Raw genomic sequence first — 18,392 nt, forward strand, 5'->3', positions numbered from 1 at the left:
CGGCATGGTCGAGACGCAGGCGGTCACCGACTACTTCGCACAGGTGCTGCGCAGGGGCCGGCTCGAGGCCGTGAGCTTCACCGAGGGGGAGGCCACCGCCGCGGTGCCGCGCGCCATGATCGCGGCGGGGCGACTGCCCGAGGCGGAGACGCAGGCCCTGTTCGCGGCCCATGAGCGCGCTGCGGAGAAGCCGCCCAAGCAGCCCGTGGCCACCCTCGAGGTGGTCATCGGCCTGGCCACGCTCCCCACCGAGCGCGGCGAGTCCCGTGACGGCCTGCTGCTGCTGACCGCGACGCTGGACCGCGATGGCACCCTCACCCCCTCGCTCGAGACCGGCACCACACCCTGGATCCCCGCCGAGCGCCTGGAGGCCCCGACCCTCACGGACCGCGAAGTGATGGTCGGGCCGCTCGAGCGGTTCTGGCGCGTCACCCGCACCGAGCTCGCCGCGCGGATCTCCCGCTGCTCCACCGCCGCGGACGCGCTCGCACTCGCCCAGACCCTCTTCGACGGCGTCGCGGGGCTGACTCTGGACGAGTTCGCGGCTCACCATGAGGAAGCGGGCCGGCACGTCGAGATCGTCACCTGCTATGTCCGGGAGTACGAGCGGATCAGCGCGGTCGGCGCACTGATGCCCCTGTATGCGCATCTGGAACGCACCGGCCACGCCCCCGCTCTGCTGGAACGCCTGGTCAGCGGCTGGGACGGGCCGCGCCGCCACGAGGAGGAGCTGCATGCGGGCGACGGGCTGCTGCTCTCCGCCCTGCAGGCCGGCGGCTCGATGGGGGACAAGCACGCGCTCTCTCCCTCCCAGCGCCGCGCGGTCCACGCGCTCCTCGCCGCGCAGGACGGCGAGGTCACCGCCGTCTCGGGCCCGCCGGGGACGGGCAAGACGACGATGCTGCAGGCCGTGGTCGCGAACCTCCTCGTCCGCCACGCCCTGGAGGAGCGTGACGCCCCGGTGATCGTCGGTGCCTCGACGAACAATCAGGCGGTCAAGAACATCATCGATTCCTTCGCCTCGGTCGCGAAGGCTGCCCCGGGGATCCTGGATCAGCGCTGGCTGCCGCAGGTGCACCACGGGGAGCCGACGGATGAACCGCTCGCCGCACTGGCCGTGTTCTGCCCCTCCGGACCGCAGCGGAAAGCGGCCGAGAAGCGCTATCTGGTGGAGCAGAAGGATCGCGGCGGCCTGTACGCGACGTGCAGCTCGGAGGCCTATCTGCAGGCGGCGACGACACGATTCCTGCACGGGACGCAGGGGCTCTTCGGCCATATCGCGGAGCCGGCGACGGTGCGGAGCATGATCCACGACGCGCTGGTCGAGGTGGACGGCTACCGCACCACCCTGCTCGCGGCGATGGCGGCCGACGGCCCCTCCGCGTCCTATCTCGAGCTGTGCGCTCAGGTCGAGGACGATGACCTCCTCGCCGGCCTGCCCGGCCTCGACCAGCTGCGGCAGTGCCAGGACCTCGACGCTCTCGATCAGCGGCTGGACACCACGCTGCGCTACGCGGCGTTCTGGTTGGCGGTGCACTACTACGAGGCGACCTGGCTGATGACCGACGATTTCCTCGGCGCGAAGGAGCGGTTCAAGACACAGAAGCAGTACAACGACCGCTACTGGGCTCAGGCCGCGGCACTCACCCCGTGCTTCGTCATGACCCTGTACCAGGTGCCTCGCTACTTCACCCTCTACACGGCCCCCGGCGAGCCGCCCTCCTACGAGGAGAACCGCATCGACCTGCTCATCGTCGACGAGGGAGGACAGGTGGACACGCCCATCGCCCTGCCCGCCGTCGCGCTCGCCCGTCGCGCCGTGGTGGTGGGCGACGAGAAGCAGCTCCCGCCGGTGTGGCCCCTCGACGAGGAGACGGATCGGGAGCTCGCCGAGGCCTCCGGCATCCCCGGCGGGACCTGGCGCGATGACCTTCGGGAGCGAGGTCTGACCTCCTCGGCGCCGTCGAGCCTCATGCGTGCCGCGAGCCACGCCGGCCGGTACAGCTATGGCGAGGCGCAGGCCGGGCTGCTGCTGCGCGAGCACCGTCGCTGCCACCCGGACATCATCGGCATCTGCAACGAGATGCTCTACGACGGTCTGCTCATTCCCACTCGGCCCGCGGACGACTCCCGTCTTGACGGCAAGGTGCCCGCGGTGGGCTGGCTCGACGTGCCGGACTCGCAGGACACCCACCAGGGCTCCAGCCGTGTCAACCGGCCCGAGGCGCGTGCGATCGCCGACTGGATCATCAGGCACTACGAGGAGCTCTACGCGCTGTACTGCGCGGACGGAGTGGAGGACCCGGTCTCCCCGCGGGAGCTGATCGGTGTGGTCACCCCGTTCCGCGCACAAGCGCAGGTCATCACCGCGCAGATCCGTGACGCGGTGCAGGAGGCTCGCACCGGGGAGCTGCCCGAGGAGCTCGCCGAGCACCTCCGCCGCGGGATCACGGTGGGCACCGCCCACGCTCTCCAGGGGGCAGAGCGACCGATCATCCTCTTCTCCGCCGTTTACGGCGGCAGCAGCGGCATGTCCCCCTTCATCGACGCGAACCCCGAGCTCATGAACGTCGCCCTCTCGCGCGCCAAGGACCACTTCCTCGTTGTCGCCGCGCCGAACCGGTGGAACACCGGGAAGATCTTCGAGCTGCTGGCCTCGCGGGCGGTGCGACCCCAGAGGCCGATGAGCACGGACGCGGACCCGGGGACCTCGGCCGCGGACCTGGTGCCACCCGCCGACGGCGCAGCGTCCTCAGCGACCGTCGACCCCGTCGAGCAGGTGGCGCCACCGGTGGCGACGGAGCCGGCGGATGCCGCGGGGCCGGCCGCAGATCCGGCTCCCGCGCGTCCGCCGCAGCCGGCCCCGCAGGGCGGCGCTTCCCTGTCCACCGTGATCAGGCGGTGGAAGGAGGATGGGCTGCTGCGCGAGGAGGATGCAGGGCTGACGGCGGTCGCCCTCAACCTCCGTGCTGCCGAGGCGGGAATCCTCGCCGGCGAGCCCGGGGACTGGAGGCCCACGGCACTCGCCGGGCTGGTCGGCGTGCTCGGCGTTCCCCAGACCTCGTCCGAGGGCACGCCGTACCTCGCGATCACGTACACCCCTATGGCCCAGGCGCTGCTGCTCCAGCTCTACCTCGACGGGACGCTCTGAGCGCCCCACTACTCTGACTCCATGCCCGGCCTCCTCTGTCTCGACCTCGGCACCTCCTCCGCGAAGGCCGCGCTGATCGACACCGGCGGCCACCTGCTCGCCACCGCGAGCTCCGCCTACCCCACCCGCAGCACCTCCGACGGCGGCGCCGAGCAGGACCCCGCCGACTGGGTGCGCGCCGCCCGGGCAGCGATCGCCCCGGTGCTCCCCGCCTCGGACGGCCTCGCAGGGCTGTGCCTGACCGGTCAGATGCAGGACCTCGTCCTCGAGGGCCCTGCCGGCGCCGCGCACCCCGCCGTCCTCTACAGCGACCGCCGCGCCGGTGCGGAGGCCGAGGAGATCCGTGCCCGCCTCGCCCGTGACGGGGAGGACTGGGAGGAGCTGACCGCCAACCATCAGGACGCCGGCTGCTGCGCGGCGATGTTCCTCCGCCTGGCGCGCACCGACCCCGCGGCGATCGCTCGCGCCATCTCGATCACCTTCGGGCCGGCCGGCCACCTCGCCGTCGTTCTCGGCGCGGGCAGCTGGTGCGATCCGACCACCGCGGCCGCCACCGGCCTGCTCGAGGCCGGCACACGGGACTGGTCCGGTGCCGTCGCCCGCGCCGCGGGCATCGACCTGGCCCTGCTGCCGCGCCTGACCACGGACGCCGGCCAGGTCGTGGGCCGCACGGGAGCTGGCGCCGGCGCCCTCCTCGGTCTCCCCGCCGGCGTGCCGATCGTGCTCGCCCCCGGGGACGCAGGGGCGGCGACCCTCGGCGTCACGGGGCTCGCGGCGGGCCGCGACCACGCCTCGCTCGGCACCAGCGGCTGGATTGCCGGGGTGCGCACGGCCGACGGCTCTCCCGCGGCCGACGGCGCCTCGCACCGTCTCGCGCTCGCCGGCGGCACCACCCTGCACATCTCCGCCCTGCTCGCCGCCGGATCCGCGGCCGCCTGGGCGCGGCGCACCTACCTCGGCGGAACGGACGCGGCGGGCGCCGACCGCCTCCTCGAGCAGCGGGAGCAGGAGCACGGCCGCGGTCCGACGGGGCTGCTCGCCCTGCCCTCGCTGGGCGGGGAGAGGTTCCCCGTCCGGGACGAGGCGCTGCGCGGCGCGGTGCTCGGCCTCGATGCCTCCACCGGGCCGGTGGACCTCTACGCGGGCATGCTCGAGGGCATCGCCCTGGCCCTGTCCCACGCGCTCGAGGACCGACCGGCCGGCGATCCGCTGCCCGTGGTCGGCGGCGGCGCGGCCTCGGCCCCCTGGCGCCGGATCCTCGCCGACGTCACCGGCCGTCCGGTCCTCGCCGTCGACGGCACCGATGCGACCCTGCTCGGCGCCGCGCTTGCCGGCGCCGAGGCGCTCGGCCTCGACCATCGCCTCGCCCCGCTCGCCGACCAGGGCGGGGAGCCGGTCGAGCCCGATCCGTCGGCCGCCGCGGCCTACCGCGCCCTGCGCCCCGCGCACCGCGAGCTCTACGAGGCCGCCGCCCGGATCGGGCGGCGCAGCGAGGACGGCTCGTCTCCGCGAACCGCCGGCGTGATCTAGCGACCAGCGGTGGGAGCGCCCTGCTCCAGCATCGCTCGGCTGGTGCGGTACTCCTCCGCCTCGGCATCGGTGCGGAACTCGAGCACGGAGACTCGCTGTCTCCTGAGCGCCTCGAGGACCTCGGCCGGCGTGACGCGGAAGAACTCCTTGCGGGAGTTCACCTGGTTCAGCCTCCGCTCCGCGAACTCGCGGTGGAGCTCGTTCTCGACGCTGACCGCATCGTCGGAGAAGAACAGCGCATGCACGTCGAAGGTGAAGGGGACGGAGGCGTCTCCGAGCTCCTTCACCCGATCCATCGGCTCGAGCCTGCGGGTCATGCCGATCTTCACGACGCCCTCGCCGAAGGCTCCGATGTTGGAGATGACGTAGACGTATCCGGCCCGGATGTTCGCGGCGCGATAGTCGGCCTGCGCGATCTCCTCGTCGATCGTGGCGAGCTGCTGCTGCAGCTCGTCGGCCCGAGCATCGTCGCCGGCCGCCCGGAGCCGGCGGATCGAGTTGAGGTAGTGGGTGCGCTCCTTCTCGAGCCGCTCCTTCTCAGCACGCAGCTCCTGTTCCGCCCGTCGCTGCTCCCGCAGTTCCTCGCGGCGCTCACGATCGAGCACCTTCTCCGCCGCGACGGCTTCGTGATGGCGGGCCGCCAGCTCGATCTCCCGCAGGCGGAGCCGGTGATAGCTCGCGTCGACCGCGAGGGAGATCATGGTGCCCTGCTTCTCGATCTGCTCCTTCGCCCGTATGAGTCGCTTCAGCGCCGGGGTCAGGTTCCCCGTCTTCACCGTCTTGACCGCGTTCTCCGCCTCGGCGTTGTATGCCCGCAGCATGATCCGACGCATCTGGTTCACAAAGGTCTTCCCCTTGGCGGCGGAATTGTTGAACGTGAACGCGGAGACCGCGTGGATCGCTCGGTCGTACTTGTTGCTGTCCTTGATCTGTGAGCGCACGGTCGCGAGCTCTGCGGCGAGCGAAGCCGATGACTCGGCGACGTGTTCGTAGTCGAACAGCCCGCGCGCCTCGAGCTCCACGCGATCGCGGGAGACGATGATGTCCTGTTCCACGGTGGCCAGCTCGGACCGGGCGCGGGCGATCTGCTGCTGCACCGCGGACAGCTCTCCGGTCACGGCACGGATCTGCTCGGACACCCGAGCTCGCTCAGCGACCTCCTGAGACCGGAGTGCTTCGAGGCGCACTGCGATCTCCGCGGCTTCGAGGCCTCCGTAGTCGCGGGCCACCCTCTCGAGGGCCGACACCCGGGAGCGCAGCTGCTTGGTCTCGGCCTGGAGGTCGGTGGCGATCTTCTTCGCGGAGAACACGGTGATCTTGGCGTCGGCGGCGTCCGCACTCCCGGTGGTGGTCGCCTGCGCGGCGGCCGTCCGCTCGTTATCCGGGGCCACGGGGAGCAGGGGATCGTCGCTGCGAACTCCCTGGTCGATCACGGCGTCGCGCCAGCGGCCTCCGTCCCACCACCTCTGCTCATGCCGTCCGGAGGGGTCCGGGTACCACCCTGGTGGCACCGAGCTCTGTTCACTCATCATCCGTCGTCCCTCCTGGTGTGCGGAATGAGGCTGTGGTGCTGCTCGGATCCGGTTCGGAGGCCGGGCCCGCTCCCCATCATGCGCCGTCCTACTGACAGTCGACGGGGCTACTGTCTTCACCGTCAGAAGTCACATGCCCTCAGGTCCCGGGCGATGCCGCCGAATCGAGACCCGAGACCGCGCGGATCCCCACCTCCGCCCGGCATTCGAGGAGGAACTCTCGCCAGCCCTGAGCACCTCGATCGGCTCCCGCCCCGGCGAGGTTCTCGCCGGCCCGGTAGGCGCGGCCGATCGCACCGGGCACGCGGATCGGGATGCCCCGGCGACGGCGCCGGCCGTGGACCTCGGCGTACGCGTCGGCGAGGGCACGCACGTCCAGCACCGCGGGACCTGCAAGATCCGGGACCCGTCCGGCGGGCTCGTCGAGGGCGAGCTCCACCAGACGCGCGGCGACCTCCTGCACGTGGATCGGTTCGAAGCGCAGGCCACCCGCAAGGGGCAACAGGGGGAGACGACTGAGCCCGCGCGCCAGGGGCAGCACGAACTCGTGGAGCTGGGCGGCGCGCAGGATCGTGAAGGGTACGCCGGAGGCGACGAGCGAGCGCTCGGCGGCGGCCTTCGCACGGAAGTACCCGATCGGCATGGCATCCGCTCCGATCACCGAGATCAGCAGCAGATGCCCTACCCCAGCCTCTCGAGCGGCGGCAGCGAGGTTCTGTGCCGCCACGTCATCGCCCTTCGCGCCACCGGCCAGATGCAGCACCGTCTCCACCCCGTCCAGCGCCGCGGCCAGGCCGGTCCCGGCCACCGTGTCCCCCTGGACGTGCCGGATACCCGGGGAGTCGGTGCGCGGGTGACGCGACAGCACGCGCACCTCGGCGCCGGCGCGCCGTAGCATCGGCACCACCTGACTGCCGATGGTCCCGGTGCCGCCGGTCACGAGCAGGGGCGGGGCAGTGGTCATGGTGATCACCCTTCGCTGGTTCCACGAGGGCCTCTCCCTCGTCACCCCCTCGACGAGCGACACCCCGGAGACGTGACATGACGCAGCAGATGGACCTCGCGGAGCGCTTCGACCAGGAGCGGCCTCGGCTTCTGGCGGTCGCGCAGAAGCTGCTGGGCACCCGCGCCGACGCCGAGGACGCCGTCCAGGAGACCTGGCTGCGCCTCGCCCGCGCCGACGCCGCAGCGATCGAGAACCTTCCCGCCTGGCTCACCACCGTCGTCTCCCGGGTGAGCCTCGACGTGCTGCGCGCTCCGCGGCGCACGCGCGAGCGCTCCTGGGAGGCCGAGCCGTGGCGGAACGAGCCCGAGGCGACAGCGGGCGACCCCGCCGAGCTCGTGGCCGAGAGCGACCGGATCGGCGGCGCCCTGCTCCTGCTGCTGGAGCTGCTCAGCCCCGCGGAGCGGATCGCCTTCGTGCTCCACGACGCCTTCGAGCGGCCCTTCGACGAGATCGCCGCCGTGCTCGACCGGTCCCCGCAGGCGGCTCGTCAGCTCGCCTCCCGGGCACGACGTCAGCTGCGGGATGCCGACGGCCCGGCGCGCGCGGACCGTGACCGGGGGCGGCGCCTGGTGCAGGCGTGGCTGGAGGCCGCGCAGAACGGCGATGTCACCGCGCTGCTGTCCCTGCTCGACGACGGGGCCGCGCTGCGGGCGACCTCCGCGGCCGGGACCCGGACCATCCACGGGGCGCACGCGATCGCCGAGCAGGCCGTGCTCTCGGGCCGTCTGGCCGCCCACTCCACGCCGATACTCCTCGGCGGGCGGCCGGGGGTCGCGGCGGTGCTGCGGGGTCGCGTGGTCTCGATCATGGCCTTCGACGTCGCTGGTGAGCAGATCATCGGCCTCGACGTGCTCGCGGATCCAGAGCGGCTCGCGGCCCTCGAGGTGCAGGCGGTGCTCGATGCGGCGCCGCGCGGGCCGGCGGTCGCAGGCTGGTCGCACCCCCGCTGAGGCCGGCGGGGACTCGGGTGCGATTCCGAACCGGATTCGACAGAGATCTGGTTCGGAATCGCACCCAAGACCGCCGCGCAGCGGCCGCCGGTCAGCTCGCGACGACCGCGTCCAGCTGCTCCAGCCACCGGGCGACCTGCGCCTGGTCGGCCCAGCTGATCTCGAGCGAATTGCGCGCCAGCAGCGCCAGCTCCTCGCGGCCGAGCTGCTGCGCCGCGGCGAGGGCTGCGTAGTTGTCGCCCACGTACCCACCGAAGTACGCCGGATCGTCGGAGGCGAGGGAGACCTTGGCGCCCTGCCGCAGCAGGGCGGTGATCTCCTCGCCCTTCATCTGGTCGCTGACGAAGGAGTTCGACAGCGGGCAGCAGGTGAAGCCGATGCCCCGCTGCATCGCCTCGGCGACCAGCGCCGGGTCCTCGAGGATGTTGGTGCCGTGGTCGATGCGCTCCACCCCGATGGTGTGCAAGACGGTGGCGATGTTCGCGATCGACTGCTCCTGGTCGACGTCGCAGTGCATGGTCAGCCGGTAGCCGGCCTCCTGCGCGGCGGCGAAGACCTCGGCGAACTTCTCCGGCGGGTTGCCGCGCTCGTCGGAGTCCAGGCCCACGCCCACGATCTTCTCGCGATAGGGGAGCGAGGCCTCGAGCGTCTCCCGGGCGGACTCCGCGCTGTGATCGCGCAGGAAGCACATGATCAGCGCCGCGTCCACGCCCAGCGACGGGGCCTCCTGGATCGCGGACCACAGCCCGTCGATGACCGTGGCGAAGGGGACGCCGCGGCTGGTGTGCGCCTGCGGGTCGAAGAAGATCTCGGCGCGGACCACGCCGTCGGCCGCCGCGCGGCGCAGGTAGCCGAGGGCCAGGTCATGGAAGTCCTGCTCGGTGACCAGCACCTCCATCGCCGGGTAGTAGACGGCCAGGAAGCTCGTGAGGTCGGTGAACGCGTAGGTGGCGCGCACCTCCTCGACGGTCGACTGGCCGATGTCCACCCCGTTGCGGCGGGCCAGCTCGAGCTTCAGCTCCGGTTCGAGGGTGCCCTCGATGTGCACGTGCAGCTCTGCCTTGGGCAGGGCGTCGATGAACTCGCGGTCGATGCTGGACATGGGGAGGGCTCCTCGGGGACGGGACGGACGGGGCTCTTCGAACGGTACGCCGTGCCGTCGCGTCATTCCGACGCCCACATGGTTGACTGCCCGATGACCTCGAACCCCCGGGAGGGAACTGCATGACCACCGACCCGAGCATCGATGACGTGCTCGCCGCCATGACCACCACCCAGAAGGTGGGCCAGCTCAACCAGCGACTGCTGGGTTGGCACGCCCTGCGCCGCACCTCGGGCGGCTTCGCCCTCACCGAGGAGGCGCTCGCAGAGATCGAGCGCTGGCAGGGGATGGGCGCGCTGTACGCCCCGATGCGGGCCGACGCCTGGTCCGGCCGCTCCTGGACCAACGGCGGGATCCGCCCCGAGGAGCGGGCCGAGGCCATGGCCGTCCTCCAGGAGGCGGTCGCCGCCGCGAGCCCGCAGGGGATCGGCGTGCTGGTCGCGGAGGAGGCGCCCCACGGCCACCAGGCTCTCGGCGGCACCACGCTGCCGGTGAACCTCGCCGCGGGCGCCAGCTGGGACCCGTCGGCGCTCGAGGAGGCCTCCCGCGCCGTGGCCGCGGAGCTCGCCGCGAGCGGCGTCCACCTCGCGCTGGTCTCCGCGCTGGACGTGCTGCGCGACGGTCGCTGGGGCCGCAGCGAGGAGACCTTCGGGGAGGACCCGCTGCTGGCCGCGGAGCTCACCCGCGCGATCGTCCGGGGCATGCAGGGCGAGGACCGCCGGGCGCTGGGCGGCGACGGCGTGGGCGTGGTCCTCAAGCACCTCGCCGCGCAGGGCGAGGCCGTGGGCGGGCGCAACGGGCAGTCCGCGCTGCTGGGGCCGAACGATCTCGAGGAGATCCACCTGCCGCCGGTGATCGCGGGCCTCGATGCCGGGGTGGTGGGCTTCATGGCCGCCTACAACGACATCGACGGCATCCCCTGCTGCGCCCACCACGGGCTGCTCACCGGCCTGCTGCGCGAGCAGCACGGCTTCGACGGCATCGTCATGGCGGACATGTACGCCGTGGACCGCCTCGCCGGGATGACCGGCGATCTGCCCTCGGCCGGCCGCGCCGGGCTGCTGGCGGGCGTGGACCTCTCCCTGTGCGACGAGGGGTTCACGACCCTCGACCAGCTCGCGGAGTCCGACGAGCGCGTGGCCGCCCAGGTGGACCGCGCCGCGCGGCGCGTGCTCGCGCTCAAGGCGCGCATGGGCCTGCTGGGCCCGCAGCGCTCCACGGATCCCGGCCGCGAGACCGTCCGCCTGGAGACTGCGCGGGAGGCGGCCCGGCACGCCTCGCGCACCCTGGCCGCCAGCTCCCTCGTGCTGCTGGCCGACGGGGCCGACGGCGCCCCGCGCAGCCTGCCGCTGGACCCCGCGGCGCTGCGCCGACTGGCCGTCGTCGGCCCCTACGCCGAGGACGTGCCCTGTCTGCTGGGCGACTACGTGGCCCCGCAGCCGGCCGGCTCCGCCCTCTCGATCGCCGACGCGCTGCGCGAGGCGCTCCCGCAGGCCCGCGTCGACGCCGCTCCCTGGGCCAGCCCCACGGACCTCGCCGCCACCTGCCTCACCGACGGTGCGGCGCCCAGCACCGAGGATCCCGCCACACCCGGCGTCGTCGACCTCGCCGCGAGCGACACGGTGGTGATCGTCCTCGGCGGCACCAGCCACCGCTCCTACGACGACGAGTTCGCGGAGAACGGGGCGATCGCGGGTCGCGCCGGCTCGGCCACCGGCGGGGAGGGCGTGGACCGCGCGGACATCTCCCTGCCCGGGGCGCAGGACGCCCTGGTGCGCGCCGTCCGCGCCGCGACGCCCGCCGCGGTGCCGGTGATCGCGGTGGTCGTGGCCGGCCGGCCCCACGTGCTCACCGAGGTGCTCGCCCACTCCCAGGCGCTGGTGTGGGCGGGCTACCCCGGTCCCTTCGGCGGCGAGGCGATCGCCGATCTCCTGCTGGGCGCGGCCGAGCCCACCGGCCGCCTGCCCATGACGCTGCCCCGCCACCCCGCGGTGCTCCCGCTGCGCTACAACGACCGCCACCGCTCCGCCTCCGTCTACCAGGACGTGCCGGAGCCGGTGCTCTTCGACGTCGGCCACGGCCTGCGGTACCGCGACCTGGAGGTGACCGGGGTGGAGACCGCGGTGGACGGGCAGGAGGTGCGCCTGGTGGCCACGGCCGTCACGCGTGGCGACGCCCCCACCGCCGGCACGCTCACCGTCTTCGGCCATCGCCGTGGCGGGCTGCGCGTGCCCCGCCGCCGCGAGCTGCTGGCCTTCGCGCGGGTGCAGCTCGAGCCGGGCGTCGAGCAGCGCGTCGAGCTCCGCCTCCCGCTCGAGCGCGCCTTCGCCGATCCCGCGAATCCCGCCGCCCGCACGGACCTCGACATCGAGGGCGTCCGCTGCGAGATCGCCCCGCCCGGAGCGTGATCACCGAGGTCGGATGCGCCGCTCAGCTCCTGCAGACCGGCGCATCTGACCTCGGCGCTGCCTTCAGCCCTTCACGGCACCGGTGATGACGGCCTTGGTGAAGTGCTTCTGGATGAACGGGTACATGATGACGATCGGGATGATCGTGCACACCACGGCCGCCATCTTCAGCGAGGCCGCCGGGGCGTTCTCCATCCCGGAGGAGATCGCCGCGGCCGCGGCGGCGTCCTGGCCGGTGGGCCCCGAGGAGGCCAGCAGCCACTGCTGGATGAGCACCTGGATCGGCTTCACGTCCATGCCCGGGGTGTAGAGCACGCCCAGGAAGTACGTGTTCCAGTAGCCCACCGCGTAGAACAGCCCGATGACGGCCAGGATCGCCTTCGACATCGGCAGCACGATCCGGAAGAGGATCTTGAACTCCCCGGCGCCGTCGATCTTCGCGGCGTCGATGAGGTCCGGCGGGATGCTGGTCATGAAGAACGTCCGCAGCACGATGAGGTTCCAGGCGCTGAAGCACACAGGCAGGATCAGCGCCCACATGTTGTTCAGCAGGCCCAGGTTCTGCACCACCAGGTAGGAGGGGTACATGCCGGGAGCGAACAGCAGCGTGACCAGGATGGCCATGAGCAGCTTGGAGTGCCACAGCGTCCCGGGCCGGGAGAGTCCATAGGCGGCGCCGACGGTGAGCACCAGGCTCACCGCCGTGCCGACCGCGGTCAGCATGATCGTGAACAGCAGCGACTGGGTGACCGCACCGCCGGAGAGGATCTCCCGGTACGCCTGGAGGCTGAGGTCCGTGGGCAGCAGCACCAGGTCGCCGCCCGCACGGGTCAGCGCCTCCTCGCTCGCGAGGCTGGTGGCGACCACCGCCCAGATCGGCACCAGGACCGCTCCGGCGTAGAGGGCGAGGAACACCCCCCGCAGGAGCTTCATCGGGAGCGAGAGCTCCTCGTCCCAGATCGGACGGACCCGCTCGGGCTCGCGCGGGGTGAACAGCTTGGGCATCTGGATGCTCATGACTTCTGGAACACCCCCTGCTCGCCGAGCCGGTGCGCGACGTTGTTGGCGGAGAGGATCAGCAGCAGGCCGATCACACCCTTGAACAGGCCCGCCGCTGTGCCGAGGGATTCCCCGTCGGACGCCAGGATCGTGCGGTAGTAGACGAAGGTGTCCAGCACCTCCGCGGTCTGCCAGCCGACGGCCTCGCGCTGCAGCTGGTACTGCTCGAAGCCGACGGTGAGGATCCCGCCCAGCTGCAGGATCAGCAGCAGGACGATCACCGGGCGGATCCCCGGCAGCGTGATGTGCCACAGCCGCTGCCACCGGCTCGCGCCGTCGGCCGCCGCCGCCTCGTAGAGGCTGGGGCTGATCGCCCCCAGCGCGGCGAGGAAGATGATCATGCCCCAGCCGGCGTCCTTCCACGTCCACTGCATCCAGGCCAGGAAGGTGAAGGTCTCGGGGTTGTTCATGATGGTCAGACGCTCGGCACCCATGCCCACCAGCCAGCGGCTGAGCAGGCCGTCCTGCCCCAGGATCTGCAGGAAGATCGTCACCACGAGGACCCAGGAGAAGAAGTACGGCAGGTACACGATCGACTGGAAGCCGTTGCGCAGCACCTTGTTGAGCATCCCGTGCACCAGCAGCGCGAGGAAGATCGAGAACGGGAAGACGAACAGCAGCTGCGCGAGCGCGAACTTCAGCGTGTTGATCAGCGCGCCCACGAAGTACGGGTCCTGGAACAGCATCTGGAAGTACGTGAACCCGATGATCGGGTTCTCCCACAGCGGCCGGTAGGGGCTGTAGTCCATGAACGCGATGACGCTGAACAGCGAGGGCAGGTAGAAGAAGAACGCGAGCTGCAGCAGCGCCGGGAACACAAGCAGCAGCAGGGGCCAGTCACGCCGCAGGCGCGCCCGCAGCGGGATGCGCCGGCGGAGGACGGGGCGCGGAGTCTCGGTTCCGGCGTCCTCGGCCTCGGACGACGCGAGGACCTCGGGCACCGGGGTCGCGGAGGAGCGGGAGGTGCGGAGCATCATCGGACCCGGCTCCCGCCGCTCGGACCGCCGCCGGCGGTCATGATCGGAGGGCGGGGCATGTCACTGACCCTCCATGTTCCGGTGGACCTCTTCGTAGACGGCGCGCGTCGCGTCGCCGCCGTCGGCCTTCCAGGTCGCGACCGCGTCCTCGAGGGTGGAGAGGTCCGCGCGGCCCATGATGATGTCGTTGACCTTCTCGTCGAAGATCGTGCCGGCCTCGTCGGCGCCGGCCGGGGCGGTCACGCGCGCGGTCTCGAACTCGTCCTTGACCAGCACGGGGAGCACGGAGGCGTTGAAGTCGAAGCGCCGCTGGACCATGTCCGCCGGCCCCTCGAGCACGTTCTGGACCACGCCGCTCATGGCGGTGAAGGCGAAGGAGTCCTGCTTGGCGGTGATGCCCGCCTCGGTGAAGGCGGGCCGGCCGTCGTCCCCGCGCTCGAAGTGCTCGCCCTCGATGCCGTAGACGATCATCTCCTGCTCGATCGTGCCGGCCGGGGACGAGCACCAGTTCGCGACGTCGAGGATCTCCTCGATCTGCTCCCTCTCGAGCTGGTTGCTGAGGAACAGCCACCCGGCCACGCCGCTCGCGGCGTGGTACATCGGCTCTCGATCCTTGGAGGTCAGCGCCCCGAGGACGTCGAGATCGAAGTCGGGGTTCTCGCCGCTGGCGGCCACCTGTGCGGGCACGTCGGTCCAGCGGGCCCAGCCGTCCTGGTCGAAGAGGACCTCGCCCGCCCTCTGGGCGGCCTTGCCGTCGAAGTTCGGGGTGCCGACGTCGGGGTGGACCAGGCCCTCCTCGCGGATCTGGCGCTGGAACTCCACCCATTCCTTGAACTCGGGACGCTCGTTGTTGTGCACGATCTCGCCGTCCTGCGAGCTCCAGCCGGAGCCCGGTGTCAGACCGAACCAGGCGGTGGACATGTAGTCCGTGCCGCCGATGGCCCACTTGCCCGCCGGATCGTCGGTCCACGCGCGCGCCACCTCGAGCAGCTCCTCGACGGTGGTGGGGACCTCGAGCCCGGCCTCCGCAAGCAGGTCGGCGCGGTAGAAGAAGCCGTTGCCGGGGCCTCCGTTGGTGGTCCACGGGATGCCGTAGATGCCGGAGGTCTCCTCGGGGTTCGCCGGATCCTCGGCCCAGACGGAAGCGGCCCAGACGTCGTCGCCGCGGCCGGCCAGCAGCGGCCAGCGCTCGGAGATGTCCCCGGCGAGGACCTCGGAGAGGTTGGCGAAGCGGTTGACGACGGTCTCGTCGAAGTTCGCATCGGCGGAGGTCATCCAGGAGAACAGCAGGATGCCGTCACCGAACTCCTGGGCCTTGATCCACTGCACCGAGGCCTCGGTGTAGGCGTTGGGGTCGTTCTGCACGAACTCGATGCGCGTCCCGCCCATGGCCTCGGCCATCGCTGTGTAGTACGGATCGTCCTTGGCCATCGACGGCCCCCAGTTGGGGACGTAGATCGAGTAGCTGCCGGAGCCCTCGCGGGGTTCGGGGATCGCCTGGGGCACGGGATCGGGATAGGTGAGATAGGCGCTGGGATGGTCCGGCGGCTCGCCCACCAGATCGGGCTCCGCCGGCAGCGGCCATTCCACGTACTCGGGGAGGATGTCCAGCGACGCGTTCTGCGTCTGCACGCTGGCCTCCCCGCCGCTGATCTCTCCGCAGCCGGCCAGCAGCGGGAGCCCTGCGGCGCACACGGAGCCGAGCAGTCCCGTCCTGAGCAGCGTGCGCCGACGCAGCGCCGGGGTCGTCAGATTCTTCGCCATGGTCCTGTCCTCATCGTTGAGTGGGAGCGATGCACGGGTCGCGGCCGAGGTCCGGCCCCCGCGCGGCACACGCTACGAAGAGGTCCTATGATTGTCAACGAACGTAACAAAGTCGTGAGGAGGCGGGGATCGTCGAATCTGTTCGAGCGAGAGTGTTCGACGTCTTCGATGCTGTGCTGTCGACGTCGAGGGAGCGATGCGACGCCGCGAGGCACGGCGCACGATGCCTCGATTTCGACTCGACGCGTTCGATGATTTCGACATGCCGATGACGTCCCCGGAAGGAGCATCGATGAGCGGCCAGACGGCTCGGAGCGGCGGGACCTCCGGCCCGACGTGGCCCGAGCTCGGCCCCGTCCACCGCGCCACCCTGCGTGCCGTGCTCGTGGGCGGCCCGTCGTCCCGGGCGGAGATCGCGCGGGACCTGGGCCTGTCCCGCGCCAGCCTCACCCGTGTCACCCGCGAGCTGGTCGACTGGGGACTCCTCGTCGAGGGGCACATGGAGCGGCGGGGCACGACCGGGCGGCCCGGCGAGATGCTCCACGCCCGCCAGGACGCCTGGAGATTCCTGGGCGTCAAGCTCACCGGCGACCGCCTCTACGCCGTGGTCACCGACCTGGGTGCCCGGGTCCTGGTGGAGGTCGATGAGCCGCTGCGGTCGCGGGAGGTCGAGGACGTGATCGCCCAGATCTCCGTGGTCCGGACTCGCCTCGAGGACGGCCGCTCGCCCGTGGTGGGGGTCGGCGTCGCGCTGGGCGGGGACGTGCGGACGGTCCCCGGGGGCGGCGCGATGATCGACTCCCCGTTCCACGGCTGGCGGGACGTGCCGCTCGCGCGGCGGCTCGAGGAGGAGCTCGACCTCCCCGTGCAGATCGAGAACGACGTCCGCTGCCTCACCGCGGCGGAGCACCTCTTCGGCGTGGGGGTCGGCCTCGATTCGCTCGTCCTGCTGACGATCGGTGTGGGCCTCGGCGTCGGGGCCATCGTGGCGGGGCAGCTGGTCACGGGCGCGCAGGGCGCGGCGGGGCGGCTGGACCACCTGCCGCTGAGCGGGGACGGTCCCGTCTGCGACTACTGCGGCCGCGTCTGCCCCTCCGCCTCTCTCACCAGCGGTGCCATGGTCCAGTCGCTCGACCGGCCCGGGACCGATTACGACGGGCTGCTCACCCTGGCGCGGGCGGGGGACGCCGACGCCCTGCGCGTCGTCCGCGGCGCCGCCCGCGCGCTGGGCGCGCTGGTGGCCACGCTGGCGGCCACCCTGGATCCGCAGAAGGTGGTGATCACCGGCGACGGGATCGCCGTCACCGCGCTCGCCCGGGAGGAGCTCGACGCGTCCATCGCGGCCCACGCCCACCCGGCCGCCGCCCCGGTTCCTCTGGAGATCGCGCCGTTCGCCTTCGACGAATGGGCGCGGGCGGCGGCCGTCCTGGCGATCCGGGCGCGGATCGAGGACTGACCGGGGCGGCGCTCAGTAGACGTAATCCTGGCCGGCCACCCAGTCCGGGAACTCCCAGTCCGTCCGGTCCACCGAGGCACCATCGGCCGTCGCTTTCTCGATCGCTTCGTCCAGAGCGGTCGAGTGCGCATCGCTGAGATCGATCAGGGCCTGCTTCACGTCGGTGATCTCTCCGCCGAGGTACCCCTGGACGATGTTGCCGAGCTCGGGGGTGACGGTGGATCGCTTCGCCTCCACGGCGGAGACCTCGACATTGCGGACGATCGGCTGCGGTGCGCGGAACACGCGCCGACCGAAATCCTCCACGAGCCACGAGTACGGCTCGATGACATCGGCCTGCGCGACCACATCCAGGAGGATCGGCGGCTGGTCCATCGCCGTGGCGAGCTCGGTCTGATAGTCCTCCTGAGTGAAGGTCTCGACGAGCTGGGAGGCCTGCTCCGCGAACTGGGTGCTGCCGCTGACCACCCAGTCGCTCGATCGGGCCCCTCGGGCAGCGACGATCTCCTGGCCCTCGGGAGTGGGCATCCCTGCCACGGCCATCGTCGGCAGCATGTCGGGATTGAGCGACCGCACGGCGCCCGGGGAGTACGGGCCGTCCATGTGGAACCCGATGCTGCCAGCTGCCCAGCGCCCGCGGGCGTCGGGAATCTGGAACCCAGCACTCCCGGGGAGCAGGAACCCCTTGTCGGAGATCTCCTTGTACAGCTCGATCGCCGTCACGTAGGCGTCGTGATGGTACTCGTAGGCGCCGGTGTCGTAGCGCTGGCCCTCGTAGCCGGGGAAGCCTGCCGCCTGGGCGAGATCATTGATCTGCTCGGTCATGCGGCCGGGCACGCCGAGGGCCATCGTCATCGGGTCGAACTCTCCATGGGAGTGGATCGCGGCCAGAGCGGCGAGGAGCTCGTCGTAGCTGGACGGCGGCTCGAAGCCCACGGCCTCGGCGATCTCGGTGTTGTACCAGGCGCATGCCACGTACTGCTTCTCGCTGAAGGCGGGGAGACCGTAGATCTTCCCGTCCAGCTGAGTCAGACCCTCGACGAACGAACCCTCGGGGAGCCGATTCCTCGCCTCCTCGGAGAGGGTGATCTCGTGGGCCCAGCCCGCATCCACCAGGGCGGGGAGCGGCAGCCCCACCAGAGCGGTGTACACGTCCGGGAGCTGACCTGCCTGATTGGCGAGCTGGAGAGCCTCGGTAGCGGCCGACGGCTCGTTGTAGGTGTGCTCGATGGTGGTGTCGATCGTGGCGCTGACGTCCTCGGCCCACTGGCCATGGAGCTCCTGGAGGCCGCCGAAGTGGTCCCACCAGCGCACTGCGCCGGAGCCGCCTCCCGCCGTAGGGGGCGCGCTGGGTCCACCACAGGCGGTGGCCAGGGCGGTGAGGCCGGCGGCGCCGAATCCGGCGAGAGCGTGGCGACGGGTGAGATGGTGCATGGGGCTCCTCCTCGAGCTCTGAT

General features: G+C 71.7%; 12 protein-coding genes. 5 read left to right on the plus strand and 7 right to left on the minus strand.

Going from position 1 to position 18,392, the window contains the following annotated elements:
- Positions 1-4: 4 nt before the first annotated feature.
- Both CXH06_RS06805 and CXH06_RS06810 read left to right on the plus strand, forming a co-directional pair.
- Positions 5-3,151: a DEAD/DEAH box helicase gene (locus CXH06_RS06805; protein WP_114854403.1), complete on the plus strand. Its 3,147-nt coding sequence runs from the start codon at positions 5-7 to the stop codon at positions 3,149-3,151.
- Between the two features lie 21 nt (positions 3,152-3,172).
- Complete coding sequence (locus CXH06_RS06810; RefSeq protein ID WP_114854404.1) at positions 3,173-4,681, plus strand: FGGY family carbohydrate kinase; 1,509 nt, start codon at positions 3,173-3,175, stop codon at positions 4,679-4,681.
- Here CXH06_RS06810 and CXH06_RS06815 read toward each other — a convergent pair.
- Entirely contained in the window at positions 4,678-6,213 is a 1,536-nt protein-coding gene (locus CXH06_RS06815; protein ID WP_369832973.1) for a DUF4041 domain-containing protein, read from the minus strand. The genes CXH06_RS06810 and CXH06_RS06815 overlap by 4 nt on opposite strands.
- Before the next feature lie 139 nt (positions 6,214-6,352).
- Positions 6,353-7,177, minus strand: coding sequence for an SDR family oxidoreductase (locus CXH06_RS06820; RefSeq protein ID WP_114854514.1), 825 nt, complete (start codon positions 7,175-7,177; stop codon positions 6,353-6,355).
- A gap of 77 nt (positions 7,178-7,254) precedes the next feature.
- Here CXH06_RS06820 and CXH06_RS06825 point away from each other — a divergent pair, with 77 nt between their 5' ends.
- Positions 7,255-8,169 (plus strand): sigma-70 family RNA polymerase sigma factor, encoded by a 915-nt coding sequence (locus CXH06_RS06825; protein WP_114854405.1) that lies wholly within the window; start codon positions 7,255-7,257, stop codon positions 8,167-8,169.
- Positions 8,170-8,260: 91 nt separating this feature from the next.
- On the opposite strand, the gene add is transcribed toward CXH06_RS06825, so the two are convergent.
- A complete protein-coding gene (add, locus tag CXH06_RS06830; RefSeq protein WP_114854406.1) occupies positions 8,261-9,271 on the minus strand; it encodes an adenosine deaminase in 1,011 nt (336 codons plus the stop codon).
- A gap of 122 nt (positions 9,272-9,393) precedes the next feature.
- Between add and CXH06_RS06835 the strand changes: the two genes are divergently transcribed.
- Positions 9,394-11,679, plus strand: coding sequence for a glycoside hydrolase family 3 N-terminal domain-containing protein (locus CXH06_RS06835; RefSeq protein WP_114854407.1), 2,286 nt, complete (start codon positions 9,394-9,396; stop codon positions 11,677-11,679).
- Positions 11,680-11,742: 63 nt separating this feature from the next.
- Here CXH06_RS06835 and CXH06_RS06840 read toward each other — a convergent pair whose 3' ends face one another.
- Genes CXH06_RS06840 through CXH06_RS06850 form a run of 3 tightly spaced genes read right to left on the minus strand, consistent with a single transcriptional unit; the run spans position 11,743 to position 15,479 of the window.
- Positions 11,743-12,696 carry a carbohydrate ABC transporter permease gene (locus tag CXH06_RS06840; protein WP_198684031.1) on the minus strand — a complete coding sequence of 318 codons (954 nt, stop codon included), beginning with the start codon at positions 12,694-12,696 and terminating at the stop codon, positions 11,743-11,745.
- Positions 12,693-13,715, minus strand: coding sequence for an ABC transporter permease subunit (locus CXH06_RS06845; protein WP_232820239.1), 1,023 nt, complete (start codon positions 13,713-13,715; stop codon positions 12,693-12,695). The genes CXH06_RS06840 and CXH06_RS06845 overlap by 4 nt, the downstream gene beginning before the upstream one ends.
- Positions 13,716-13,775: 60 nt before the next feature.
- A complete protein-coding gene (locus tag CXH06_RS06850) occupies positions 13,776-15,479 on the minus strand; it encodes an extracellular solute-binding protein (protein WP_114854409.1) in 1,704 nt (567 codons plus the stop codon).
- A 292-nt stretch (positions 15,480-15,771) separates the two neighbouring features.
- Between CXH06_RS06850 and CXH06_RS06855 the strand changes: the two genes are divergently transcribed.
- Positions 15,772-16,935, plus strand: a complete 1,164-nt coding sequence (locus CXH06_RS06855; RefSeq protein ID WP_114854410.1) for an ROK family transcriptional regulator — start codon at positions 15,772-15,774, stop codon at positions 16,933-16,935.
- Between the two features lie 12 nt (positions 16,936-16,947).
- Here CXH06_RS06855 and CXH06_RS06860 read toward each other — a convergent pair whose 3' ends face one another.
- Positions 16,948-18,369, minus strand: a complete 1,422-nt coding sequence (locus tag CXH06_RS06860) for an ABC transporter substrate-binding protein (RefSeq protein WP_114854411.1) — start codon at positions 18,367-18,369, stop codon at positions 16,948-16,950.
- Positions 18,370-18,392 lie beyond the last annotated feature (23 nt).

Origin of the sequence: Brachybacterium sp. YJGR34, from assembly GCF_003347015.1 — a bacterium.
In the GTDB taxonomy this organism is placed as follows: Bacteria; Actinomycetota; Actinomycetes; order Actinomycetales; family Dermabacteraceae; genus Brachybacterium.

What these genes read in the sequence shown, in the direction of transcription:
- CXH06_RS06820 (WP_114854514.1), bottom strand. Translation starts at nt 7,177, where the DNA reads ATGACCACTGCCCCGCCCCTGCTCGTGACCGGCGGCACCGGGACCATC.
- CXH06_RS06815 (WP_369832973.1), bottom strand. Translation starts at nt 6,213, where the DNA reads ATGATGAGTGAACAGAGCTCGGTGCCACCAGGGTGGTACCCGGACCCC.
- CXH06_RS06805 (WP_114854403.1), top strand. Translation starts at nt 5, where the DNA reads ATGGTCGAGACGCAGGCGGTCACCGACTACTTCGCACAGGTGCTGCGC.
- CXH06_RS06810 (WP_114854404.1), top strand. Translation starts at nt 3,173, where the DNA reads ATGCCCGGCCTCCTCTGTCTCGACCTCGGCACCTCCTCCGCGAAGGCC.
- CXH06_RS06845 (WP_232820239.1), bottom strand. Translation starts at nt 13,715, where the DNA reads ATGATGCTCCGCACCTCCCGCTCCTCCGCGACCCCGGTGCCCGAGGTC.
- CXH06_RS06855 (WP_114854410.1), top strand. Translation starts at nt 15,772, where the DNA reads ATGAGCGGCCAGACGGCTCGGAGCGGCGGGACCTCCGGCCCGACGTGG.
- add (WP_114854406.1), bottom strand. Translation starts at nt 9,271, where the DNA reads ATGTCCAGCATCGACCGCGAGTTCATCGACGCCCTGCCCAAGGCAGAG.
- CXH06_RS06860 (WP_114854411.1), bottom strand. Translation starts at nt 18,369, where the DNA reads ATGCACCATCTCACCCGTCGCCACGCTCTCGCCGGATTCGGCGCCGCC.
- CXH06_RS06835 (WP_114854407.1), top strand. Translation starts at nt 9,394, where the DNA reads ATGACCACCGACCCGAGCATCGATGACGTGCTCGCCGCCATGACCACC.
- CXH06_RS06840 (WP_198684031.1), bottom strand. Translation starts at nt 12,696, where the DNA reads ATGAGCATCCAGATGCCCAAGCTGTTCACCCCGCGCGAGCCCGAGCGG.
- CXH06_RS06825 (WP_114854405.1), top strand. Translation starts at nt 7,255, where the DNA reads ATGACGCAGCAGATGGACCTCGCGGAGCGCTTCGACCAGGAGCGGCCT.
- CXH06_RS06850 (WP_114854409.1), bottom strand. Translation starts at nt 15,479, where the DNA reads ATGGCGAAGAATCTGACGACCCCGGCGCTGCGTCGGCGCACGCTGCTC.